Below are 25,123 nucleotides of genomic sequence, written 5' to 3'. Positions count from 1 at the left end.
CATATATGATTACATTAATTAACTAAAAAAAGGAAAGAGATGCCAATCGATAATGACTATTTTAAAAATAGACAACAACAAAATAAAGGTTCGAACAATCAATCGAATAATAATAACAGTGGAGGAGGAGGTGGTTATGAACCACCATTTCAACCACCAGAGATGTTTAAAAACTTCAATAAACAATCTGGGTTTATTTATGCAATTATTATTATAGTTATTGCATTATTCATGACAAAACCTTATGTGATCATTAATTCAGGTGAAGTTGGTATTAAAGTTACAACAGGTAAATATGAAACAGATCCTTTACAACCAGGTTTTCACTTATTTATTCCAGTAGTTCAAAAAGTGATTACAGTTGATACAAAAGTACGACTTATCAATTATATGAGTGTTGAAAAAATGAGTGGATTTGATAGTGGTATTAAAGTGAATCCAGCTATAAATATTCTAGATGCTAGAGGATTACCTGTTTCTATTGAATTAACTGTTCAATATAAACTTTTACCATCAGGTGCCCCTATGACAATTGCAACATGGGGACTTTCATGGGAAGATAAAATTGTAAATCCAGTTGTAAGAAATATTGTAAGAAATGTTGTTGGAGAATTTAATGCAGAACAACTTCCTACCAAAAGAAACGAAATTGCTGTATTGATAGAAAATGGTATTAGAACACAGATTGAAGCTTTAGAAGGGAAACCTGTATCTATTGAATCAGTTCAACTAAGAGAAATTGTTCTGCCAACAAAAATTAAAGAGCAAATTGAGAGAGTTCAAATTGCAAATCAAGAATCAGAAAGAGTTAAATACGAAGTTTTAAGAGCGAAACAAGAAGCTGAGAAAAAAGCTGCTTTAGCAAAGGGTGAGGCTGATAAAAACCGAATTGAATCACAAGGTCGAGCAGATGCTGTTACTATTGAAGCAAATGCGCAAGCAAAAGCAAATAAGTTAATTGCAAATTCTTTAACACCTAATTTACTTAAAATGCAACAAATTGAAGTTCAAGGAAAATTCAATGAAGCACTAAGAGTAAACAAAGATGCAAAAATTTTCTTAACACCTGGTGGTTCTACTCCAAATATTTGGGTCGATACAAAAAATAAAGAAAGAGATTCTTCAATCCGTTAATATAAAGAGGTTCTATCCTCTTTATCGGTTTTTTAAATATGGAAAAAATAAAATATATAATAATTTTTACACTTACTTTAGGTTTGGGTATTTTATATGTACAACTTTTGGATTATCAAAAAATAGCTTCATCACTTTTACAAGAAAATGCAAACTATACTAATAAAATCAATAATTTGCAAAATGAAATTGAACTTTCAACATCTAATAATATCAAATTAAACAATAAAATTATTTTTTTAGAAGAAGCATTAGCCATTAAAAAAATACAACTCAATAACTTAAACTTTAGAGCACAAAACCAATTTGACACAAATAATTCAGAAAACCCAATACCATTAAATCTTCCTCCAAAAGAATTGAAAAAATCACCTTCAGATCTAAAACCAAATATAACACTTGATGACGAAAATCAAATAACTGGTTTCGGACTTGAGTATCAACAAAATTTTTAAGGCTATAAAATGAATACAATTATAAATAAAATAGATTTTGACAAACAAGATGGTCTTGTACCTGTAATCACTCAAGAGGCAACAACAAATGAGATATTGATGCTTGCATATATGGATAAAGAAGCTCTTGAACTCACTCTACAAACAAACTATGCACATTACTTTAGTAGAAGTAAACAAAGGATATGGAAAAAAGGTGAAAGCTCAAACCATACTCAAAAAATAGAATCTATTAAAGTTGATTGTGATAATGATACTTTACTTTTAAAAGTTATTCAAAATGGTGTAGCATGTCATACAGGGCGTAAATCTTGTTTTTTTACAGATTTAAAAACAAATACAATTACAACAGAGATTGAGGTTGATACAACACAAGCTTATGGAGTTGTCGATACATTGTATCATACAATACTTGAGAAAAAAAATGACGATCCAAAACAATCTTATACAGCAAAACTACTTCAAGGTGATGAAAATTCAATGTTAAAAAAAGTTGTAGAGGAAGCTGGAGAGTTTACTTATGCAGTTAAAGACAATGATATAGAGGAGATCATCTACGAAGGTGCTGATTTAATGTATCATTGCTTAGTTGCAATGGCATCTAAAAATGTTTCGCCAGATAGAATTAAACAAGAACTTACAAGAAGATTTGGAATAGGTGGAATAGAAGAGAAAAATTCTCGACAATAAATGATTTTGAAATAACTTTGATACGAAAAGTATCTTTTTTAATAATACTCACTTTTATAGTGTTTAAAATAGTTACATTTCTGCTTATTAAAGTTCTAAGTTTAGTCAAATCTTAGAAAAAAACTAATTTTTCAATTTAAATTGAATAAATCAAGATTTATTTAGCTATACTATTACTAACGAAAGATGATTCTAGTTACATCTTATAGTTTATAGTATCTTAAATAGTAATATTTGTTACTGTAAACATGAAGACAACTTTATATTAGATTTTCAACCACCTTAGAAGTAAGGTGTATTCAAACACAAAGGAATTTGCATGGCAGATTTAATTAACGGAACAGTAAAATGGTTTAACAGCGAAAAAGGTTTTGGTTTTATCGAACAAGAAGATGGTGGGAAAGATGTATTCGTTCACTTCAGACAAATCAATAAAACAGGTTATGATAGAGCTTCTTTAAACGAAGGTCAAAAAGTAACTTTTGAAATCGGTGAAGGTCAAAAAGGACCTCAAGCAGAAAACGTTACAGGTCTGTAATTTTTCTTAATACTCGAATAGTTTTCTATTCGAGTATTTTTTTGACTTTTAAAAAGTCATATTTATTCTATTAAGACCTAAATCCTACAGTCTTATCTTTATCAAACATAGTTTTTTCTTCTTTTGAAATCTCTTCTAAAAAATCACTTGTTTTAAATTTAACTTCATCTAAAACAGCCAATTTATATGCCGTATTTTTAATGATTAATTCAATTTGTCCACCAGTTAATTGTGCTTTTGACAATTTTTTAATATCAAAATCGGGATCAAGAGGTAAAGTATCAGGAATAAGTTTTCTCCATAATTGTTCTCTTTTAAGTGCATCCGGTTTTAAAAACTCTATTTTATAATTGAATCTACGAGAAAAAGCTTTATCAATATTATCCAATAAATTTGTAGTTGCAATCAAAATTCCATCAAAATTTTCTATTTGTTCTAAAAAAATATTTTGCATCTGATTATGCATTTTATCACTACCACTTATCTGTCCACTAACTCTATTACTCAAAAACTGATCTGCTTCATTTAATAATAGTATTGGTTGAGATTTAGCCTTAATACACAACTCTTTATAATCATCAAAAATCTTGCGAACATTTTTTTCACTCTCACCCACATACATTGAAAGAATCTTACTACAATCAAAACTTAAAACTTGTTTTTTGAGTGATTTTCCCATTGCCAAAGCAGTTATTGTTTTACCAGTACCGGCTGCTCCATAAAAAATAATACGAGCATCGATACCTTTTTTCTTATCTTTTATCCCCCACTTTTTTAATCTATCAATAACTTTTTTATCAACTTGCATTAAAAGTGAATCTAAAGTAGCTTTTGTTTTATCATTTAAGACTACATCTTCTAGTGATTTTTTGGGTTCCATTAATTCAAACATCTCTTGCTCTTCAATAAGCATATCTAACTTAATTTTACTTTTTCTTGTTTGTTTTTTGATTGGATGCGAAATTTTATACAATATTTGTTCTGGTATATAAAAGTTTCGATTAATTCCTCCAAAAGGGGTAAGCATCTCATCATAGTCTATAAGATTATTTGAAATAAGATTTCCGCTCTCTTCTAGAAGAGTTCGGTACTTAATCTTTTCATAGTCATCTGATGATACTAAAGTTATTAAAGAGTTCATATCTCTTATAGACTCATCTCCACCTGCATACTCCTCTTTTAAAAGTGCTAAAAATATCATCTGTTCTTTATCATTTAAGTCATGTTCTGTGAAAAAATCTTCTAGCATAATTGTATTTGTAGTAGTTTCAACTCTCTCTTTTATTCTGCTTTCTAAAAGAGAAAGTTTACTACGCAAACGATTTGCGTTTGGTGAGTTTTCATCAAAATTATTTTTTATTATATTCAATTGTTGCGCTAGGTCAATTTTAAAAAACTGATCTTGAAGGTACTCTAAATGGTCACTATATTCAGTTACTTCAGGTAAAACTAATTCTAAAGACCCTACTTCTAAAAGCTTTAAAAAAGAACTACTAAGACTTACAGGCGTATTGATAAGTTCTAATTGTGAAAGTTCACTTATTTTTGTTGCAGAAAAATGACTTTGTACAATCCAGCCTAATTCTAAAAGGTTTTTTAATATATAAATTTTATCTAAATGTTCATACTTCTTTAAATCGTAAAATTCAGATAATATATCTATTACCAATAAATTATCAACAGCAATAATATATTGTTTTGTTAAGTATTGTAAAACTTTTACCTCTTCAATATCACATTTTAATTGTGCATAAATATCTAATGTAGTCACATCTTTTGATTCAATAAATTGTATTACATTTTTCATTTTTCCCCTTCAAACCACTGCATGGTAGTATTTATATCTTCATTAATCTGTTTTTTTAAATCATCATATTTATCATATTTTCGATTTTCTCTTATTTTTTTAATAAATTCGATTTGTATATTCTTAGGAACTTCTTTGTCGGTAAAACTCTCTAAAATAGTTGTTTCAACTGCAAACTTTCCATCTGTGGTAACCCTATGTCCTATAAATGTTACAGACTTAAAAACTACATCATTAAGTATAGTACGAGTAATATAAACTCCCTCTTCTGGTATTAAAAAATCCACTACATTAATATTAATAGTTGGTACAAACTCTTTTTTACCTAAACCCTGTCCTTGTATAACTAAACCTGATAAAGTGTAGTTATACCCAAGAAGCTTATTTGCGAATTCAATATTTCCTTCTCTTAAATAGGTACGAATAACTTTGGAATGGATAGCAATATTATCCATTTTGTACTCATCAACAACTTCTACTTCTCCATCAAAAAGTTCCATAAGTTTATTTGTATCATAAGCAGCTAAATGCCCAAAATGAAAATCAAATCCTACAACTATTTTTTTTAAGTTGGGAAACTCTTCTTTTAGTAATTTTATAAATTGTGTACCATCTAAATGCCGTATATTTTCAAGTGGATAAAAATAAATTGGATAGTGAGTGTGTTTTTGCCTATAACTAAAAGGTGATAAATTAGCATAATCAGTTTGTATTACAATAATTCCACCATTGTTATCAAGTCTTTTAAATAACTGTTGATGAGCCAAATGCATACCATCAAAACCACCAATAGCTATGCTGGTAATTGTATCTTTTTTTATAACTTTTCCTTTTAATTTAATTCGGTATAATATCTAAAAAAAAGTAAGGATTATATTATTAATTGTAAAATCAATATTTACCAAATTGTAAAAAAATCAAATGACAACTTTGAACCACTTGTTCAAGAATTTATAAAAATGTCCTCAAGATGGGCAAAAGTAGAAGTTCACAGTTTATTTACTAAACAAATTTCAAAAGCTCAAACATTAGGAGAAAAAGAATCACAACAAGCATACAATGAAGTTTATGCATCAAAATTAGATTCAGGATACAACATAGCACTCGATGTATTAGGACAGAAACTTGATAGTTTTAAATTTAGTAAACTCTTAGAAGATAAAATCACTATTAACTTTTTTATAGGTGGAGCCTATGGATTTGATAGAAAATTTTTATCAAAATGTGACAAGGTGATCTCATTGAGTGAGCTAACCTATGCACATAAAATTGCAAATATTGTTTTATGTGAGCAAATATTTCGCTCTTTGTGTATACTTAATAACCATCCTTATCATAAATAATTTAGAATAAATTAGCTATACTCCTAAAATTTTATAATAATAGGATAAAAAAGTGGCTTCAACTAAACAAATAGATGAATTAGAAGTATTATTAAATCAAAGATTAGTTACAATTGAAAGTAACATTACAGATGGTATTGACAATATTTCAAAACTAAATAATTGTGATTGTAAAGATGAACTTGATTTTGCAGAAGCAAGTAGTGACAGCTTTACTTCAGGGTTAATTATTAGTCAGCAAAAACAAGAGCTGAAAGAGATTAAAGAAGCTTTAGAAAGCATTAAAAATGGTACCTATGGTATTTGTGAAATGTGTGATGAACCTATTGCAATTGGAAGACTCAAAGCAAAGCCTTTTGCTAAATTCTGTACAGATTGTAGAGAGATTCACGAAAATAACAATAACTAGATAAAAGTTATTACGAAGGATTAGATTATGGGATTAAAAAAATATATATTTGGATCATTGCTTTTAGCAATTGTTATATTTGGTTATACATTTAGTATCGAAGCTGGAGATTATAGAGTACAAATCTTAGACTTTACACTTATTTTACCAATTGCACTATGGATAGTGCTGCCAATGGTTATTTTACTTGTGCTAACAATTTTACATATCTCATTTTATGGTTTAAAAAATTTTTTTATTGTGAAAGCTTTTAATAAAGACTCAAATTCACTTATTACACTTATAAATAAAAGACTTTTAAATGAAAACTCAAATGCAAATTTTCAAAATGAAAACTTAAAAGAACTAGCCGATGTTTTAAACCAATTAGATGTTGATGTTTCAAACACAAATTTTAGTTCACAAAATAAAGATATTTCAAAAACAGTTGATCAAAAGTTCAATATTAAAGCTGGTAAATATGTTTCTTCAAAAGATTTAAAACTAGATCTTGACAATCCAATGATGATTGAAAATATTAAAAATAGAATTGAAATTGATGATAACTTCGCATTAGAAGTAATTAAAAATTCTACAAAATACTCTCAAATTATAATTAAAAAAGCTTTCCTAAAAGCTGTAGAAACAAAATCTATGACATCAATCAAAAAAGTTATACCAGAACTAAAACTTGATAATGACATGGTAAAAGCAGTGCTTAAAAAAGATAGTGAGCAAAAAATTGAATTTGCTATGACAAATGAAATGATTTTAGAACTTATTACAAAAGCTACTTTATCAAATACAGATTTGATAACTATTGCTAAAAATTATAAGTCACTTATGACTCCAGAACAACTTATAAGACTATTTGAAGATATTGCCTCAGCAAAAGAGGAGTATACAACTTCATACTTATATGTTCTTGCAGAGTATGAGATGATCGATAAAATAAGAGATATTTTAGTAAACAACTCATCAGACGAATACTTACCATTTAGAGCACTTATCGATTTAAAAGATGCCGGTAAACATACTTATTCTCTTGATGCTTTAAGTTACAAATAACTATATGAATAAAACAATAGACTTTTCAAAACCTGTAATAGCATTAGCTCCACTTGCAGGATACACAGATCTTCCTTTTAGATCTGTTGTTAAAAATTTTGGTGTTGATTATACTGTTAGTGAGATGATAAGCTCCAATGCACTAGCTTACAATAGTGAAAAAACTAAAAAGATGCTAGAAAAATCACCAAATGAAGATCCATTTTTTATTCAACTAGCAGGAAATAAAACTGAGATTTTAATTGCTGCAATTGAAAAACTTAATGAAATTGATGGTATTGCTGGGATTGACTTGAATTGTGGTTGTCCTGCACCAAAAGTATTCAATCATGGAAGTGGATCAAACTTATTAGGTGATCTTCCTAGACTTCAAAGTATGTTAAGAACGATCAAAAAATATTCAAATAAACAATACACCACTTGTAAAGTAAGAATTGGTGTAGATGAAAAAATTCCTATTGATATTGCAAAAGCGATTGAAGATTGTGGTATCGATTTTATAGCAGTACATGGAAGAACAAAAAAAGGTGCCTATAAAGCTGCTGTAGATTATGATGCAATTGCTGCTATTAAACAAAATATCAATATACCAGTAATTGCAAATGGTGATATCACAGACCTAGAAAAAGCTAAATATGTTTTAGAGCATACAAAAGCTGATGGTATTATGGTAGGTCGTGGAGCAATAGGAAAACCGTGGGTATTTCATCAAATATCATCAAACAATGAAACAATTAGTAATGAACTAAAAAAAGAGATTATCATAGAACATCTTCAAAAGATGATTATGCATTATAATGAATATGGGGTAGTTATGTTTAGAAAGCATCTGCATACTTATTCAAAAGGATATGATGGGGCTAATAACTTTAGAGATAAAGTCAATACAATTACTGACTCAAAAGAGATGTTAGAGCTTATAAATCAATTTTTTTAACCTCTAATCCACTTTGGAAATCATTGATAGCTTCAAATAGTTCATTTATATCCAAAGGCTTTTGAATATATCTATAAACACCTATTTCATTGGCTTTCATAAAATAGTCAAATTCTCCATGGGCAGTTATCAATATACAAGGGATAGACGGATCAACCTCTTTTATTTTTTCGATCATCTCTAGTCCATCTAGTTCTGGCATTTTTACATCAGAAACAACGAAATCATACTTATATTTATTGTTTATAAAAAAATCTAAGCCCTCTTTTCCATCTGAAGCAATAGAAACATGCGCAAAAACTTTGCTTAATATAGTTGAGAAAAGATCTTGCACAACTTTATCATCTTCAACATATAAAATATTTAAATCTTTTAAGTTTTTTAGATTCATATTTTTCCTTAGAGAAAAAAAAAGCCAAGTGGTAATCCACTTGGCTTTTTGTATTTATTGTATTGACTACCCTAAAAATGGGTTTGCATATAATGCAATTAAAGCAATAACAAGTGTATAAATAACTTGAGCTTCGATCATCGCTAAAGCAATGAACATTGTAGTCATAAGTTTTCCACCCATACCTGGATTTCTTGCAGTTCCAGCAATAGTTGCAGCAGCAGTATTACCCATACCAACAGCACCACCAAGTGCAGCAAGACCTAGACCAACACCAGCAGCAAGTACTGAGTAAGCTTTTAAAGTTTCGTTAGCAACATCACCATCAGCAGCGAATGCAGCAGTAGCCATAGCTACCATTAAGATTAAAATTTTGTTCATGTTAGAACCCTTGTAATAATTTATTTTTTTAAAAGTCTGTTCGGATAGCGTAAACATAAGATAAATCAAATGCCAATATAAACATAAATGCTTATATTTCCCTACTAAATACTTCTAAGTGGTCGTATTATATATAATTTTTTATTAAATGTCAAAGTTTTCATCAATTATAGTAGTAATATTTTCAATACTCTTATCTAAAGTAAATGATGATGTTTTCTTTTTATTTTCTTTTTGAATATTTTTAAGTTCCTCTTTATTAATCAAAAGTGAATCAATTTTAAAAGAGGTACTTTTATCACTTTCATCTTGTATTAAAGAAAATGTATCGACAAGTTCAGAAGCATAATTCTTTTCCATAATAAATACTGCATTTTTATATCTCATCGCTCTTAAAATATCAAATGAAAAAAGTTTTTGTTGTGTTGGTAATAAAAAAATATCTGAGGCGATAAAAAGTTCTTCTAAGTTATCATATTCTTCTAATAATATGTATTTATAGTTTAATTTCGCTCGTTCCATTTTTAGTTTTAATGGTGCTATTTGTTTTGAATTTGATTCTATAAGTAATACAAAATCTTCTTGATACATACGAGATATTGTGTCAAACAGATAGTTTATTCCACCTTTTTCTAAGTCTCTTGCTCTAAAAAATATAATTTTTGATTTTTTATCAATCTCATGCTTCTTTTTAAATGCCTGTTTAATACTTTTAGAATATTCTACTTTAGAATAATTGTAAGGAGATACTACTTTAATTTTTTGATGATCAAGAAAAGAAAATTTTTGCATGATTTCATGTTTTTGTATATTTGTATCAACAATCACAATCTGAGCATTTTGTATCAAACTTATAGACTCTTTATTGATGATACCTTTGTGAAAATAGATATCAGGATATTTCACTTTTTGAAATAATAGTTTTGAAAAAAATGTTGGCTTTTCAAAATATGATATATCATATTTTTTTTCTAATTGTAAAGTTAAATTTGTTTTATTTTTAATTGCGATTTTAATACTTTTCATAAAACTATAGTATTAAAATCTTTATTAAAAGCTATTAAATTGTTTTGCTTTTTATTTTAGCATTAACTCTTTTGACCAATTTTCTAAAACAACATTTAGTTCCTCTTTTGGAACTTCCATAAATTCAATTACAAAACTATTTTCCAATTCACAAACTCCAATACTTCTAGGACGAACAGCAACCATTTTGGTATCTGGTATCGCTGTTCCAAAACAAAATAATATATTTTGTACATCTAGTATAGATTCATTAATTTCACCATTAATATTTTGAGTGTGTGAATAATGATCAAAAATTGCTATAAACTTTGCTATAGGATGTGTTTCTATTTGCTTTTTAAAATATTCAATAATTTCGGCAACACTTTTTTCTGCAATTTCAGTTTTTTTTAACTCTAAAGTATAGATAGGATATTTTTCCATAAATATTGTTTTTTTCATTTTTTCCCTTTGTTATTTGTTATATGTCATAAAAGATTTAATAGCACATCTTATCGTTTGGTCGATATCAGCACCTTTATTATCCAAAAAGTCTATTTGTATCTTATAAATCATTTTATTGTTTTCATTTTTTACTTCAAATACTACATATCCCGCATACAATTTACTTTTTTTACTTTTTTTACCCGGATCTTTTTTGTCATTTTCGTAAATATAATAAGAGTATATAAAATTTTTATCAATTTTTTTATTATTGACCCTATATTTTTCAATCATCTCACGAAACACTTTATTCGTTTGTTTTAAAGATATATGCTGAAATAATTGAGACTTCATATAGGTAGCTTTTTCTGCATCTGAGTGAAATACTATTTTATTTGATTCAATCTCTTTTTGGGCTAATGAAACTTCTAAATCATCAAAAGCTCTTTCAAATGTTGTTACTTTTTTTTGACAGGCTAACCGTTTTGCCTTACCTGGTGTTTTATCTTTATGTAATTCATCATAAATACTTGTTGTAAAAAAGTAACCTACGATTAATATAATGCTTGTATAAATTATTTTTTTCATATTATTCCTGTACACATATTGATTTGTGTGTTATATTTTTTATTGTTTGGTAAAGTACTATACCTATGATGATAGTTGTAATGCTAAGCATAATATATGATAATATCAAGAACACAACTCCTCCTACGATATGATACATCAACATACTACTTATAGACATCGCAGCAACGGGAAAGACAAATGCCCACCACGAGATAAAAAATTTTATTTTTAAAAAATTTTTGTACATAAAAGCAACCAAAAGAGTAAAAAACAGTCCAATATTAAACAAAAATGTTGCGAAAGTATCAATTGTTCCAAACATTTTAAAGTATGCTATAAAACCTACAGCCGGTGGGGCAATAAGTATAAATAATGTTGGCATAAATTTGATTGCTAATTGGTTGTGAAAAATAATTCTGTTAAATATGATTGAAAATAAAACAAACCAAAAAAACATACCTACACTAAAAAAATACATCAAAATATCATTACTCACAAAACCAACTCCCGCTACAGGAACCAAAACATTTCCTACAATTGGTATGAACCATGCCGGATTAGAATGATCGAGTTGTTGATTATGATTTATCCAAAAAGATATTGTGTACATCGTTAAATAGAGATGTAACAAAGTCCCAGGATACCAAAAGAATTGACTCACAATATTATTATACTCATGATAAATAATAGATAACATAATCATTGAGATTGAGATTGCGGCAAAGAAGTTTATTCGTATTGGGTGAGCAAACTCTTTTTTTACTTCAGCCTTATATTTCAAAGTCTTTTCAATATACAAGAAACTAACTATAATAAAGACAGATGTCGTTATAACAGTTAAAACAATTGCAATGATTTCAGGTAATCCAAGCCAAAGATGTGCTTTTTGATACGCAATAGTAAGTCCACTCATCCCCATTACAATTGCATACATCATAACAGGAAAATGTTGAAGTCTATTTTTATTTGTAGATATTTCCAAGTAAAATCCTTATAAATAATATAAAGTAATAATAATTATAACTTTAAATATAGAATTTTACCATTTAAACTTATATAAGTCAATAAAATATTATTTATTTGGTATATTTATACCTGGTTGTTCTTTTGTACCTACATAATCGTCGACACTATTATAATTATATTTTACAACTCCGTAAATTGCACCTATAATTAATAGTGAAACTACAATTAATCTTACCGTTGTTCTTTTCTCTTTTGATTCATTGTTATTATAATCATCAATTTGATCTAATGATGGTTCAGTATTCATATTTATTCCTAATTGTGTTTTGAAGTTTGTTTTGAGTTTCTGCACCAAAGCTAAAGGTGTATCTTCTCTAGCTTTAAATGCTACTCAAGCAATAAATGAGTTTTTAAGGAGTGTGAATTAACACAGTATGAGTATAGTACAAGAAGTTTAAAAAAGCTCTTAAATTATTATACTAAGTTATCATAATCATAATATTACTTTATTTGATATAAGTATTTATAATAGATAAACTTTTTTTAATCATAAATAATTCTTATCAAACCATATACAAAAACACCACAATGCATAAAAATGTTGTTTCATTTTATTGTTCTTTGCATTTTGATATAACAGCTTTATATACTTGTCATTAAATAAATTTGTTGCATCATTTACTTTATATATCACTTCAAGAAGTTTAGAATCATATTCTAAAAACAACCATTCATTAAAAGGGCTATTAAAACCTTTTTTTTGTCTGTGTATTATCTCTTGTGGAATATACTTTGATGCAACCTTTTTCAATAAATATTTGTTGGTATCTCCAACTTTTAAACTACTATTTATGCTAAAAGCAGTATCAACCAATCGAAAATCTAAAAAAGGGTTTCTTGTTTCTACAGAATTTGCCATAGACATTTTATCTACTTTACTTAAAAGAGCTTCCCCTAACCATATTTTTGTATCAATATAACTCATCCAATCTACAGGGTCTTTTTTTGGTGATTCTGCTTTAAAGGTGGCTACTTTTTGCAAAAGTTTTTTTCTTTGGCTTGTCGTATAAATTTCGCCAAAACTATTATAAATATTCTCATTTTTTACTACTCGTCTAAGATATTCAGCTTCTTTATTTCCACCTAAGGAAGAGATTATTTCATTTAAAAATTGTATTTGTTTTTTATCTAAACTATTTGAAAATTCATAATACTTTAAAAACTTAGCATAGTTATCATAACCTAAAAAAAGCTCATCACTCCCCTCTCCACTAAGCACCGTTTTTATCCCTTGCTTATTTATCTCTTTTGTTAAAAGATATAATGGAATCGCTGCAGGATCGGCATGTGGTTCTTCAAGGTTTTCAAAAACATCTTCAAGAGAATTGATATAATCTTTTTGAGATATCTCTAGTGCAGTATGATTACTTTTTATATTATTAGCCACAATTTTTGCATAAGGCAATTCACTATATTTTTGATGAGTTTTATACCCTACACTAAAAGTATTAATTTTATGTCGTGTAATTTTTGAATATATACTACTAATTAAACTGCTATCAATCCCACCGCTTAAAAGTGTTCCAACTTCTACATCTGATTTTAACCTTTGTTCAACGCTACTAAACAAAATATCTTCTACTTTTTTTAAAGCTAGTGCTTCATTTTCAATCTTTTTGTAAGTTTTTATTTTATAATATTTTTTAATACTCAAAGTATTATTTTCATAAAGTAAATAACTAGAACTATCAAGCTTATTTATATCTGTATAAAAAGTATTTGGAGCAAGTGGAACAAAGTATTGCAAATATTGAGAGAGTGCTACCTTATTTAATTTTGGAGTAAATCCAAGCACTTTTATAATAGGTTTTATCATACTAGAAAATATAAACTTATTTTCTTTAGCATAATAATAAAATGGTTTCTTCCCATATCTATCTCTAGCACAGAAATATCGCTCTTTTTTTATATCATAAATACAAAAAGAAAATGCACCATTTAAAAGAGATAAAAACTCCGTATCATACTTCTGATAAAGTCGAATTAGTACTTCAGTATCACTTTTCGTTTTACACTCTAAACTTTCTGATACTGATAGTTCATCATAGTTATAAATTTCACCGTTAAACACTATCAAAATATCATCAAAAACCATAGGTTGATTTGCTTCTTCATCCAAATCAACTATACTTAAGCGAGTATGTCCAAAGTAGTTATTATCTATTTCTTTTACAGAAGTATTATCAGGTCCTCTATTTTGCATCATCTCTGTAGTTTTTAATAAGTCGATGCCAGAGTTATAATTTATTCCTATAATACCACACATAAAGATTACCCTTTTTAATTATTATCATAAGCTTTATTAATTTCAAATTTAATTACTATTTAATAAATTATATAGTTCAATTTTAGATACGCTTAATCCTAATTATAGCATAATTTCACATCAGATAAATGGAGTTTACTATGGAACTTATAAACAATGAATACATCTTAAAAGAGAAATCTTTCCTTGTATCAGAAACAGATGAAAAAGGAATAATTCGATTTGCAAATGATGAATTTTGTCACTTTGCAGGATACAATCTAAACGAACTCATAGGACAGCCACATAGTATTGTACGAGATCCAGATATGCCAAAAGCAGCCTTTAAAGATCTATGGGAAACGGTAAAAAAAGGAAATAGATGGAAAGGTTTTGTTAAAAATAGAACCAAAAATGGGAAATTTTATTGGGTATTTGCAACAGTTTTTCCCTTTACTTCAAATGATAATCAAAAAGGCTATATATCTTGTAGACGACGAGCTTCAAGAAAAGAGATAAAAAAATATACAGCAATTTATAAACAAATGAAAGAAAGAGAATAAAATTTGAAAAATATTTTACACTATACCCCTAAATTTTTAAATAATATTACTATTAAATCAAAACTTATTTTACTAGTAATAATCCCAATGACTATAATGTTTATACTCTTAAGCATATCTGTTTATGAGGTCTATAAAGAGAAAAATGAATACGAAAAACTCAATGGTATTATGAAACTTTCTTCAAGAATTTCACAATTAGTACATGAAACACAAATAGAGAGAGGTATGACATCAGCTTATATGGGAAGTAAAGGAAAAAACTTTACTACTGAACTACCCAAACAAAGAGAAGCTACGGATAAAAAGATCAAAGAATTTCAAGTTACTTTCAATAGTTTAGCACACAATACTTTGGATAATAAGCTTCAAGTAAAAGTAAGCACTATTTTAACTCAAATAGATAAACTTCAAAATATAAGAACAGATATAACAAATTTAACAATCCCTGTATCTCAAGCATTAAAATTCTATACAGAGATAAATGCACAACTTATACGAACTATTCCCAAAGCGATTAGAACTCTAAAAGATAAAGGATTTTCACGAAATATTCGAGCCTATTATAATTTTCAAATGGCAAAAGAACGATTAGGTATCCAAAGGGCTATTGGGTCAAATATATTAGCCACTAAAAATGATGCACTTTTAAATAAATTTTTTACTTTAGTTATCTTAGAGGAACACTATATGAATAATTTTTTAGAGTTAACAGACAAAAAATACTCTAAGTCCTACAAAAATGCAATAATTGGAAAAGAGATTCATGAACTTGAAAAAATGAAAAAAGAAATTTTAGCCAAAAATTTAAATACAAAAGTATCTGTTTGGTTTGAAAAAGCAACCTATAAAATAGATATGCTTAAAAATATCGATGATAGTATATCTAATGATATCCTATATAGAGCAACTTTAGTCCTAGAAAAGAAAAGCTCCATTTTTTACTTTTATTGTATCTCAATGATTTTATTATTCTTAGTTACAAATGCACTTGCTAGTTTTATTCACCGTAATATAGTACAATCAACTACAAAAATATATGCAGGAATCACTGGATTTATCGAGTACCTAGAAAGAGAAAATAACGAATTTGAAAATATTAATTTAGAAGGAGATGATGAATTTTGTGATCTTGCACAAATGATTAATAAAAATATCAAAGAGATTAACAATTCAACAGAACTAGATATGTTGTGTGCAGGTGAAACAATATTAACTCTCAATAAAATGCAAGATGGGGATTTAACAAGTAGAATACAAAATCCAGCATCTTCTCCACAAGTTCAAACTTTTGTAAATATTGTTAACCAAACACTTGATGTACAACAAAACCTTTTCAAAAATATTTTAGATACATTAACTCAATATTCTCAGTATAACTACACACCATCAATAAAAACAAATAGAACAATTACAGGAGAATATAAAGAGCTAATTGATGGTATTCATAATTTAAGAGATTCTATTATAAGTATGGTAAAAGAAAATAAACATCAAGGAGAGGTTTTAGAAAGTAACTCAACTTTACTTTTAAATAATGTAGATATACTAAATACCAACTCAAATAAAGCTGCAACTTCACTAGAAAAAACAACATCATCTGTTGACCAAATTACAAAAAACATATCAAAAAGCACTCAAAATATTCAACAAATGTCAATATTTTCAAATGAGTTGATCCAAGTTTCAACTATAGGTCAGGATTTAGCTTTTAAAACAACAAAATCGATGGAACAAATTAATACTGAAGTTACAGCAATTAATGAAGCAATTAGTATTATTGATAAAATTGCATTTCAAACTAATATTTTATCTCTTAATGCAGCTGTAGAAGCAGCTACAGCTGGTGAAGCAGGAAAAGGATTTGCAGTTGTTGCACAAGAGGTACGAAATCTTGCTTCAAGAAGTGCAGAAGCAGCAAATCAAATCAAAGCATTAGTTGAGAATGCAGCACATAAAGCTATTTCGGGTAAAAATATATCAAACAAAATGAGTGAAGGGTATCAACAATTACAGAATAAAATAAACGAAACGATGAATTTAATTCATGATATAGAGCGTTCAAGTAAAGATCAAGAAGAGCGTATTATTCAAATAAATGAAACAATCATATCACTAGATACTCAAACACAGCAAAATGCAGACATTGCATCACAAACAAAAAATAGTGCTATAGAAATGGATAATATTTCAAAACAGATTAAAAATACTGTAAATCAAAAAAGAATCCTCTAAAATAACTTAAGTAGACCAATTTATTATCATTGATCTACTTATTCTATAATATCTGCAATTCTTTTCACTGCATCTTTTTCAATACATTGAATAAGTTTTTTACTTTTTTCTTCTAAGTCTTTCTCTAAACATTCAAAAAAATAGTTTTCGCTCAATTCATTTTCTGATTGTAAATAACATAAATGATTCTCAAGTAAATACTTTGCATTAAAATACTGATGATTAGCAGCAGCATGAGGGAAAGGTATGAAAAAAGTTGGAATACCTAGGGCTACAAGCTCCCATAAAGTAGAAGCACCAGAACGACTCACTGCAAAGTCTGCTTTGTTCATTTTTTCTATTAACTCTGTAGAAAAATCAAAAACATCTGCTTTTATATTTAATCTTTCATACTCGTTTTGTATATTTTCAAAATCATTTTTTCCAGTTTGATGAATAATATCGATATTCATCTCTTGTAATTTTGGTGCAACTTTTAGTGCAAAATTATTTATAGCACTCGCACCTTGACTCCCACCTAAAAATATAACAATTTTTATCTCTTTTCTTATTCTTGCATTCTCAAAAAATTTTGTTTGAATAGGATAATCTTTCACTTTTGAGCTTTTTAAATAAAAGCTAAACAACTCTTTAGCATATTTTTGAGTAATAGAATTGAGCCTTCCCATAACAGAATTTTGCTCATGTATATAAAAATCTGTTTTTGTTAAAATAGCTGCAAAACTAGCAGGAGCTGCGCTAAATCCACCAACACTAATCACCTTGGTTATTTTTTCTTGTCGAATTATTTGTATAGTTTTTAACACAGCTTTACCAATCATAAATAAAGAGTTAATTTTCCCAAATAATTTTTGATCAACAACACCTTGTGTTTTAAAAAAATAACTTTGATATAGTCCAGAATAGTTTTCAAACCACTGTTTATCTTGTCCTTTTTGTGAACCAACAAAAATCACATCATATCCACGATTATCAAATTCATCTATAAAAGATTTTGCAACGCTTAAATGTCCTCCTGTACCACCACCTGTTATAAGTATTTTTTGTTTCATCTTTTTCCTATATCTTTTCTAATGGCAGCGTTATAGTAAACACTGCTCCGTTTACATCTTGTCCACTTGTATCTTTGAAGTTAGAATTCGATGCAACGATTTTTCCATTCATACCTTGAGTAATGAGATTATATGTCATATGAAGCCCTAAACCTGTCCCTTGTGACTTGTGTTTTGTTGTAAAATACGGTTCAAATATTTTAGAAAGAATTTTCTTTGGTATCCCACCTGCATTATCTTTCAATTCTAAAGTATAAACGCTTGTCTCTTTTTTTAGTACAATATAAAACTCTTTATTTTTTACTTTATTTAACTCAAAAGCATCTTTTGCATTATTAAAAATATTCATCAAACATTGTAGCATTTGATTTTCATAACCAGTTACTACTAAATTTTTCTCTAAATCTAAAATCATATCAATATTATGTGTCTTAATAGTACCCTCCACAAGATGTAAAAAACTCTTTATTGTATGTGTCACATCAAAAGTTGTTGTCGAACTATCACCTTTGATAAAATTTTTAAAATCATCGATTGTAGATGAAAGATATTGAGCATTATTATTAATAGCATCACAAGAGTTATTAAAGATATCATCAGGCAAACACCCAAACTCTTTTTGCATCTTCATCCCTGTTGCAGCTGTAGATATGACAGAAAGTGGCTGTCTCCATTGGTGCGCAATATTTGCTATCATTTCACCCATAGATGCTAGTTTGGCCTGCTCAGATAATAGTTTATCTTTTTTGTGACTTTCAAAAATATGATCACTTAATGCTTTTTCGTATTTTGCAAACTCTGCTTCTATGATCGTTAAAAGTTTTAACATAATATATATTAAAACTAATGTCAAAAATACACTTGAGATAACTATACTAATCAATGATGAGTATAGTTTCTCTTTAAACTCTAATTCTCTTTTTATAACAACTTTGTTTATATTTGAAAGGTATGTTCCAGCACCTATTTGCCATTGCCAATCATCTAAGCCGACAATATAAGAAAGCTTTCTTTCCCCTCTTTTATCTGTCGCCCTTTGGGGTATGGTATACTCAATAAATCCTGAACCTTTTTTTGCAACTTCAATAATATCTTTAACAATATATTTACCACTTTCATTTTGTAGCTCTATAAAATTTTTCCCTATTTTCTGAGTATCAATATGTGTCAATACCACACCATCATATTGATGCATAAATATATACCCATCTCCCCCAAATCGTATCTCTTGAATCTCTTTTATAAGTTCATTTTTAATATCATTTTCAAACTCTTGTATATATTCTCCTGTTCCAATAAACCAATCTAACTCCTTGATATATCTAATATATCCAATTTTTTTATACATTTTTTTATCTTTGGGTAAGATGCTGTTTGGCTTAAACCAATACCAACTAAAATAACCTTCAGTTTTTTCTGCTGCAAGTTTTGCTAACTTCTGGATATTATATATGCCGTTAGAATCTTTTATATTAGACATATCTTCACCTTCAAACTGAGGAGATGGGGGATATAGAATATTTACTCCGTTCATTTTATAAATAAAATAGTACCCTCTACCATTATTATATGAAATAGGTCTGATGGCATCTTTTATAAGTTTTGTAATCTCTCTTTTTGTTTTATGACTATTTTCTTTATAGATATTATATATAATTTTCGTGACATTATCTATATTTGATTTAATATCAGTTTTAAGTTTTTGTTCTGCTATATTTTTTTGATATCTGATATGTTTAAGAGTTCTTATCACCTCTTTTTTGATGATAATTTTTTGATTTTCCAAAAAATCTGTTTTTATATTTTGAATATTTTCTTTATGTTTTTGAATATTATTATTTACAACAAGATAAGTCGTGATGCAAGAAAAAAAAACTGCTACAGCCAAAGGTAAGGCTTTTATTAGTTTTATAAGTTTGGGACGGTTATACTTTAAATTCATATTATATCTCCTTACCTATAGCAAAATTTTGATTCTAAACTCCAAATTTATGCTCAATCTCACTTATTATACTATCCATCCTTTTTTCTAAAGCAAGATCATCTAAATCAATTTTTAATTTTACTAAGTTTTTAAGCATTGGCTTAAACTTTTTGACTGCTTTTAAATTTATATTTCCTTTTGTTGTAATAGCAGCACCCAAATCAAAAAACTGAGAAACTAAATTTTTATTTCCCAAAAGTGCTGCATAATAAATAGGAGTGATTCCATAATTGTCTTCTAAATTTATACTTTCATGTGCTTTTGCATTAATAATCTTAACTACTTCAACATTATCCTGCCAAACAGCATTATGAATAACCGTTCTACCTAAATTATCTGCAATCGTATAATCAAATCGTACGACATCTGTTAAGATTTTAAATAGTTTAATATTACATTTTGTTGATAAAATTTTATGCAATATTGTCCATCCTAAAGAATCTTTAAAATTTTTTTCCACTTTTCTACTGATTAAACTACTTATATTATTTTGAAAATTTTTACAAACTGTAGCTGTTGTTATATTATTCTCAAAAATTTTTAAAACATACGCAAAAAATATATTATGTTGTTGCTTATTAATTTGATGAAGATTTATATTATATCTTGTATACAAACTAAATAAAGCAAAATTATCATACATCAAAGGTTTGAAAAATAAAGGATTTCCTTCTGAGTCAAAGAAATCTAAAATAAATTCTTTCCCCTCCTCCTCTTTTTCATAAGAGAGTAAAAGTTTAACAACATCAAAATACAAAGCATCAGGGTCATACATTTTCAATAGTGCTTCATCAGTTAATGGTAAAGTGCCATGTTTATGTAAAATTAAATTTGTCAAGATCTCATAAATTGTTTGTCCATCTTTGTTTTTAAGAGTTGGTTTTATAGTATGATTCAATAATTGTTCTATAATTTTAGAATATTCCATACCATCATAAACCAAGTATTCTAATACTGTTTGTCCTCTTGTATTTTGAATGTTAGTATCAATCTTTGCATCCAACAAAAAGTCAATAAGTTCCGTATCTCTTAACGCAACTGCATTAAATAATCCAGATTCTCCTTTTTGATCTAACGCATTAATATCTCCATTATATTTAAGCATTTTATGTACGATATTTAAAAGATCTAACCTATATTGTTTCTTTGCAGGAGGTACTTTAGATGCTATAAAAACTATTTGCATCATAATAGTACGCCCCGATGTTGTTTTTTCATTTATATTCGCGCCATGAGTTAAGGCAATATCTATTATATCTTCAGCTTCTTTCCCTCTTAATGCTGTTTTATAAAGATACGATTCCCCCTTTGCATTTAGCTTTGTAGGATCACAACCCGCAATTAAAAGATCTTTTGCTAGTGTATCATTTTGTTCTATTTGTGGGTGTTGCATAAGAGTATTTCCATCTTTATCGATGTCGTTAAGCTCAATATTTTTATATTTCAGTAAATCTCTTACAAATACAGGATCACCATAAGATAGGGCATCATAAAGAATATGTTTCCCTTTCCCATCCAAAGTATTTATATTAGCACCACACTTTATAAGTATCTTTGCCATTTTATGATTTCCACTGATAATAATATTTTGAAGTAAACTTCTTCCATATTCATCTTTTTGATCAATATCTAATTTGTTCATTTTCAGAAGTTCTTCTACTATTTTTATTTTATTTTTATGAATAGCAATATCAATGGCATTTTGATTATTTTTATTTCGAATGGTTGGATCAGCATCATTATCAATCAACCAAAGAGCAGATTTATCATGATCTTTTTGGAGGGTTACCATCAATGGAGTGTCATTATTTTCATTTTGATGATTTATATCTACTAGTTCATTAGATAATGCCTCAGTTAGCCACTCATATCTAGGAGTTTGAAACAAAAGTTCTTGCATAAAATTATTATTTGTAAAGCTTTTTTTAAAGAATTTTTTCAACATCTACTTCTTACCCCTTGTTTATAATGAACATTGTTTAACTTACTTGGATTTTATTTTATTAATTATTATTTTATCATTAATTTACTAATGAGTAAATTAATGAACATACATCAATAAAAATCAAGTGCACTTTTTGTTATATAAAAACAAATAACAAATTTCATATTAAAAATTAGCTATGATTGTAATATAACGAAATCTAAATATTAAGGAAAAAACATGATTCACAAAAATATTCTTTTGAGTATAGCAACCATCTCTATTTTATACACAGGATGTACTGAAAATGAAACAAAAGAAACTCAAACTCCACAGCCAAAAGAAGTTGTGGCACAACAAGAACCAACGGAAACATCAACTGTTGATAAAGTTGCAAATAGTGTGATAACTCATGTCGAATCTACTGCAAAAAAAACTGAAGAGTTAGCAAAAGATTTACAAAAATCAACTGCTCCTGTTGTAAAAAATATCGCAAATAAAGTAAAAGAGGTACAAAAAAATGTAACCGAAGCATCTGACCCAATTATCAAAAAGGTACAACAAGTGGTTCAAAATACTGATGCAAATAAACTCTACAAAAAATGTGCTTCCTGTCATGGACTAAATGGAGAGAAAAAAGCTTTAAACAAATCTGCTATTATAAAAAATTGGAATGCGCAACAAATAGAAGAAGCTTTACTAGGGTATAAAAATGGTTCTTATGGTGGAGCTATGAAAGGTGTTATGAAAGCACAAGTTACAAAACTTACAGACAACGAAATAAACGCATTATCTAATCATATTGCAGATTTCAAATAGTAAAACAGAAATCACACAAACGAAGACACTCTCATAAATATATTTTATTTAGTGTCTAGTTTTTGAAAAACTTTTTTCCCTTTTTTTATATGGTAGTTAATAATTTCTAGTTCCTCTTCTAACTCAATTTTTTCTTGTTTTGAAATATTTTTTTTCAATGTAGTTTTAAGTGCACGCTTTTTGTGAATGAGTTTTTTTATTAAACTTTTAATAGACTTTTTTTTACTCTCTTTTATAGAACTCTCTAAACCTAAAGTTTCTTTTACATTTTCTAAAAATTTTTTAAATCCCATAATTCATCCCTTTTATTTTATGATAGTAGCAATATCTTCATCACTAATTTTCATATCTTCATTTATACTACTATTGTTGATACTTCTATCTGTAAACACAACAGATGCCATCTCTATCAGATTTCTACTTATATCGTATGCATAAGAACTATCATTCATCAATGATGTTGCCATTTCGTTTGTAATAAGACCATTTCTGATTAAATTATCAAGTGTACCATTTACAAGTACATCATATTTTTCCATATGTATTTTAGCTTTTGACAATAACAATATAATTACATCTTCTTCTTGTGTATTTACAATTGTATTAATATTTCTTAATAACTCTGCTAAATTCTTTCTAATAGTGTTATATTCTTTTTTAATATATATATTATCACTTTTTAAATATTTTACTAAATTTTTTTGTAAATGTTTTGTATCTTTGACAGCCTCAATCATATTTCTATTTGCCAATTTTAGCTGATATAATAGCTCTATCTCTTTTGGTGACATATCACTTTGTGCTTTTGTAGAAAAATCTATAATCTCCCCATAAATGCCTTTTATTTTATAATTATAAAAATCATCGATATTGACTGGTAAGTCACTATATTCTTTTTCAATCACCTCATCTAAAGGAAGAGAAGATATGATTCTTTTTCTTTGCAGATTGAGTCCATGAGTAATAATTTCAAATGAGTTATCATAAAGATGTTTCGTTTCTCCAATTATTGCTGCCATTGCTGTTGATGGGAGTTCTAGTACAGAAACATTCAGGTATTTAGGTGTTGCATATTGTAATTTATTTGTTGTATCTTGTATCTTTTCTTTGAGTACAGATTCAAGAAACAGTACAAGTCTATTTATAAATGGAATCATAACAAGAACTCCAATAGCATTAAAAATAGTATGAAAAATAGCTAATTTTAGTGTGTAATCATCATTTGCAATACCTACATAACTACTAATAAAATCAACACTAAACATTATTTGATGAATGAAAACAATCGCTATTAATCCTGTGACTACATTAAATATAAGATGCGCTACTGCTAATCTTTTCCCTGCGATATTTGAACTCATAGCTCCAATGATTGCCGTAATAGTCGTACCAACATTTGCCCCAATAGCTAAAGCTAAAGCATTTTCATACGATATTTGTCCAACAGCTAATGCTGTAATAATAAGTACTAGGGTAGCATGAGAGGACTGCATAACAACTGTAGCAAAAATACCAATACCGGTAAATATAAAAAGATATTTGATACCTGTGCCACCAAATGAAGCTAAATCAATAGTACTTTTAAAAGCTTCAAATCCATCTTTCATATAGTGGATACCTAAAAATAAAAACCCTAAACCTGATAAAATATATCCTATACCTTTAAGCCCTTTTGCTTTTTGAAAAATAAGGATAATACCAAATACAAGCATTGGCATTGCATAAGCAGCTATATCAACTTTGAGTCCAAATCCTGCTACAAGCCAAGCACCTGTAGTAGTTCCTATGTTTGCACCAAAAACTATCCCTATACCTTGTGCAAGTCCTATTAGTCCAGCACCTAAAAATGAAATTGTAAGCACTGAAACCAATGAACTTGATTGCATAATCGTAGTGGCTATCATACCAAATCCGATACTTTTATAGAGTTTATCTGTAGATTTTCTTAATATATTTTCTAAAGCACCACCTGAAAACTTTTTAAAGCCCTCTTCTAGTGATAACATTCCAAATAAAAAAATAGAAACACCTGCTGCTATCTCTTTAAAGTCGGGACTAATCCAAAAACCGTACCCTAATATAATTAAAATAGTTGGTAATAAAATTTTTCTAACCATAATGATT

At 27.9% G+C, this 25,123-nt stretch carries 26 protein-coding genes; 11 read left to right on the top strand and 15 right to left on the bottom strand.

Going from position 1 to position 25,123, the window contains the following annotated elements; all coding sequences use genetic code 11:
* The first annotated feature begins 39 nt into the window (after window positions 1–39).
* From ACMCMH_RS06315 to ACMCMH_RS06300, 4 genes are all read left to right on the top strand, one after another.
* Window positions 40–1,134, top strand: a complete 1,095-nt coding sequence (locus tag ACMCMH_RS06315; RefSeq protein ID WP_412723758.1) for an SPFH domain-containing protein — start codon at window positions 40–42, stop codon at window positions 1,132–1,134.
* Between the two features lie 38 nt (window positions 1,135–1,172).
* Window positions 1,173–1,589, top strand: a complete 417-nt coding sequence (locus ACMCMH_RS06310) for a hypothetical protein (protein WP_412723756.1) — start codon at window positions 1,173–1,175, stop codon at window positions 1,587–1,589.
* A gap of 9 nt (window positions 1,590–1,598) precedes the next feature.
* The gene (gene hisIE, locus ACMCMH_RS06305; protein ID WP_412723754.1) at window positions 1,599–2,279 is read left to right on the top strand and encodes a bifunctional phosphoribosyl-AMP cyclohydrolase/phosphoribosyl-ATP diphosphatase HisIE; all 681 of its coding nucleotides are present in this window, start codon (window positions 1,599–1,601) and stop codon (window positions 2,277–2,279) included.
* Window positions 2,280–2,598: 319 nt separating this feature from the next.
* Window positions 2,599–2,817, top strand: coding sequence for a cold-shock protein (locus tag ACMCMH_RS06300; RefSeq protein ID WP_412723752.1), 219 nt, complete (start codon window positions 2,599–2,601; stop codon window positions 2,815–2,817).
* Window positions 2,818–2,887: 70 nt separating this feature from the next.
* Here the strand turns inward: ACMCMH_RS06300 and ACMCMH_RS06295 are convergent, their stop codons facing one another.
* Both ACMCMH_RS06295 and ACMCMH_RS06290 read right to left on the bottom strand, forming a co-directional pair.
* Window positions 2,888–4,624, bottom strand: a complete 1,737-nt coding sequence (locus ACMCMH_RS06295; RefSeq protein ID WP_412723750.1) for an ATP-binding protein — start codon at window positions 4,622–4,624, stop codon at window positions 2,888–2,890.
* Window positions 4,621–5,397, bottom strand: a complete 777-nt coding sequence (locus ACMCMH_RS06290) for a bifunctional riboflavin kinase/FAD synthetase (protein ID WP_412723748.1) — start codon at window positions 5,395–5,397, stop codon at window positions 4,621–4,623. Before ACMCMH_RS06290 ends, ACMCMH_RS06295 begins: the two co-directional genes overlap by 4 nt.
* A gap of 105 nt (window positions 5,398–5,502) precedes the next feature.
* On the opposite strand from ACMCMH_RS06290, the gene ACMCMH_RS06285 reads away from it, so the two are divergent.
* Genes ACMCMH_RS06285 through ACMCMH_RS06270 form a run of 4 tightly spaced genes read left to right on the top strand, consistent with a single transcriptional unit; the run spans window position 5,503 to window position 8,360 of the window.
* Complete coding sequence (locus ACMCMH_RS06285) at window positions 5,503–5,967, top strand: 23S rRNA (pseudouridine(1915)-N(3))-methyltransferase RlmH (protein WP_412728006.1); 465 nt, start codon at window positions 5,503–5,505, stop codon at window positions 5,965–5,967.
* 52 nt (window positions 5,968–6,019) lie between these two features.
* A complete protein-coding gene (dksA, locus tag ACMCMH_RS06280) occupies window positions 6,020–6,376 on the top strand; it encodes an RNA polymerase-binding protein DksA (RefSeq protein WP_412723746.1) in 357 nt (118 codons plus the stop codon).
* Window positions 6,377–6,403: 27 nt separating this feature from the next.
* Entirely contained in the window at window positions 6,404–7,423 is a 1,020-nt protein-coding gene (locus ACMCMH_RS06275) for a hypothetical protein (RefSeq protein ID WP_412723744.1), read from the top strand.
* A gap of 4 nt (window positions 7,424–7,427) precedes the next feature.
* Window positions 7,428–8,360 carry a tRNA dihydrouridine synthase gene (locus ACMCMH_RS06270; protein WP_412723742.1) on the top strand — a complete coding sequence of 311 codons (933 nt, stop codon included), beginning with the start codon at window positions 7,428–7,430 and terminating at the stop codon, window positions 8,358–8,360.
* Here ACMCMH_RS06270 and ACMCMH_RS06265 read toward each other — a convergent pair.
* The 8 genes from ACMCMH_RS06265 to asnB all read right to left on the bottom strand — a co-directional run bounded on the left by ACMCMH_RS06265 (window position 8,341) and on the right by asnB (window position 14,443).
* Window positions 8,341–8,751 carry a response regulator gene (locus ACMCMH_RS06265; RefSeq protein WP_412723740.1) on the bottom strand — a complete coding sequence of 137 codons (411 nt, stop codon included), beginning with the start codon at window positions 8,749–8,751 and terminating at the stop codon, window positions 8,341–8,343. The genes ACMCMH_RS06270 and ACMCMH_RS06265 overlap by 20 nt on opposite strands.
* 66 nt (window positions 8,752–8,817) lie before the next feature.
* Entirely contained in the window at window positions 8,818–9,132 is a 315-nt protein-coding gene (locus tag ACMCMH_RS06260; RefSeq protein ID WP_412727990.1) for a F0F1 ATP synthase subunit C, read from the bottom strand.
* Between the two features lie 144 nt (window positions 9,133–9,276).
* A complete protein-coding gene (locus ACMCMH_RS06255; protein WP_412727989.1) occupies window positions 9,277–10,158 on the bottom strand; it encodes a glycosyltransferase in 882 nt (293 codons plus the stop codon).
* Window positions 10,159–10,209: 51 nt separating this feature from the next.
* Entirely contained in the window at window positions 10,210–10,599 is a 390-nt protein-coding gene (locus ACMCMH_RS06250; RefSeq protein ID WP_412727988.1) for a DUF6858 family protein, read from the bottom strand.
* Between the two features lie 12 nt (window positions 10,600–10,611).
* Window positions 10,612–11,169 carry a hypothetical protein gene (locus ACMCMH_RS06245; RefSeq protein WP_412727987.1) on the bottom strand — a complete coding sequence of 186 codons (558 nt, stop codon included), beginning with the start codon at window positions 11,167–11,169 and terminating at the stop codon, window positions 10,612–10,614.
* A gap of 1 nt (window position 11,170) precedes the next feature.
* On the bottom strand, window positions 11,171–12,133 hold the full coding sequence (locus tag ACMCMH_RS06240; protein WP_412727986.1) for an SLAC1 anion channel family protein: 963 nt from the start codon (window positions 12,131–12,133) through the stop codon (window positions 11,171–11,173).
* A 90-nt stretch (window positions 12,134–12,223) separates the two neighbouring features.
* Window positions 12,224–12,424 (bottom strand): hypothetical protein, encoded by a 201-nt coding sequence (locus ACMCMH_RS06235; protein ID WP_412727985.1) that lies wholly within the window; start codon window positions 12,422–12,424, stop codon window positions 12,224–12,226.
* Between the two features lie 240 nt (window positions 12,425–12,664).
* On the bottom strand, window positions 12,665–14,443 hold the full coding sequence (gene asnB, locus ACMCMH_RS06230) for an asparagine synthase (glutamine-hydrolyzing) (protein ID WP_412727984.1): 1,779 nt from the start codon (window positions 14,441–14,443) through the stop codon (window positions 12,665–12,667).
* Window positions 14,444–14,583: 140 nt separating this feature from the next.
* On the opposite strand from asnB, the gene ACMCMH_RS06225 reads away from it, so the two are divergent.
* Both ACMCMH_RS06225 and ACMCMH_RS06220 read left to right on the top strand, forming a co-directional pair.
* On the top strand, window positions 14,584–14,985 hold the full coding sequence (locus tag ACMCMH_RS06225) for a PAS domain-containing protein (protein ID WP_412727983.1): 402 nt from the start codon (window positions 14,584–14,586) through the stop codon (window positions 14,983–14,985).
* A 3-nt stretch (window positions 14,986–14,988) separates the two neighbouring features.
* A complete protein-coding gene (locus ACMCMH_RS06220; RefSeq protein WP_412727982.1) occupies window positions 14,989–17,220 on the top strand; it encodes a methyl-accepting chemotaxis protein in 2,232 nt (743 codons plus the stop codon).
* A gap of 38 nt (window positions 17,221–17,258) precedes the next feature.
* Here the strand turns inward: ACMCMH_RS06220 and ACMCMH_RS06215 are convergent, their stop codons facing one another.
* From ACMCMH_RS06215 to ACMCMH_RS06205, 3 genes are read right to left on the bottom strand one after another with little or no spacing between them, the layout of a single operon-like run.
* Entirely contained in the window at window positions 17,259–18,272 is a 1,014-nt protein-coding gene (locus ACMCMH_RS06215) for a UDP-N-acetylglucosamine--N-acetylmuramyl-(pentapeptide) pyrophosphoryl-undecaprenol N-acetylglucosamine transferase (protein ID WP_412727981.1), read from the bottom strand.
* A 7-nt stretch (window positions 18,273–18,279) separates the two neighbouring features.
* A complete protein-coding gene (locus tag ACMCMH_RS06210) occupies window positions 18,280–20,214 on the bottom strand; it encodes a cache domain-containing protein (protein ID WP_412727980.1) in 1,935 nt (644 codons plus the stop codon).
* 34 nt (window positions 20,215–20,248) lie between these two features.
* On the bottom strand, window positions 20,249–22,201 hold the full coding sequence (locus ACMCMH_RS06205) for an ankyrin repeat domain-containing protein (RefSeq protein WP_412727979.1): 1,953 nt from the start codon (window positions 22,199–22,201) through the stop codon (window positions 20,249–20,251).
* A 219-nt stretch (window positions 22,202–22,420) separates the two neighbouring features.
* Between ACMCMH_RS06205 and ACMCMH_RS06200 the strand changes: the two genes are divergently transcribed.
* Window positions 22,421–22,999, top strand: coding sequence for a c-type cytochrome (locus ACMCMH_RS06200; protein WP_412727978.1), 579 nt, complete (start codon window positions 22,421–22,423; stop codon window positions 22,997–22,999).
* Between the two features lie 44 nt (window positions 23,000–23,043).
* Here the strand turns inward: ACMCMH_RS06200 and ACMCMH_RS06195 are convergent, their stop codons facing one another.
* Entirely contained in the window at window positions 23,044–23,292 is a 249-nt protein-coding gene (locus tag ACMCMH_RS06195) for a hypothetical protein (protein ID WP_412727977.1), read from the bottom strand.
* Between the two features lie 12 nt (window positions 23,293–23,304).
* On the bottom strand, window positions 23,305–25,116 hold the full coding sequence (locus tag ACMCMH_RS06190; RefSeq protein WP_412727976.1) for a Na/Pi cotransporter family protein: 1,812 nt from the start codon (window positions 25,114–25,116) through the stop codon (window positions 23,305–23,307).
* Between the last annotated feature and the right edge of the window lie 7 nt (window positions 25,117–25,123).

Source organism: Arcobacter sp. 15-2, assembly GCF_047159865.1.
GTDB lineage: Bacteria > Campylobacterota > Campylobacteria > Campylobacterales > Arcobacteraceae > JAIOSF01.
This window is presented reverse-complemented; position numbering and strand designations above follow the sequence as displayed.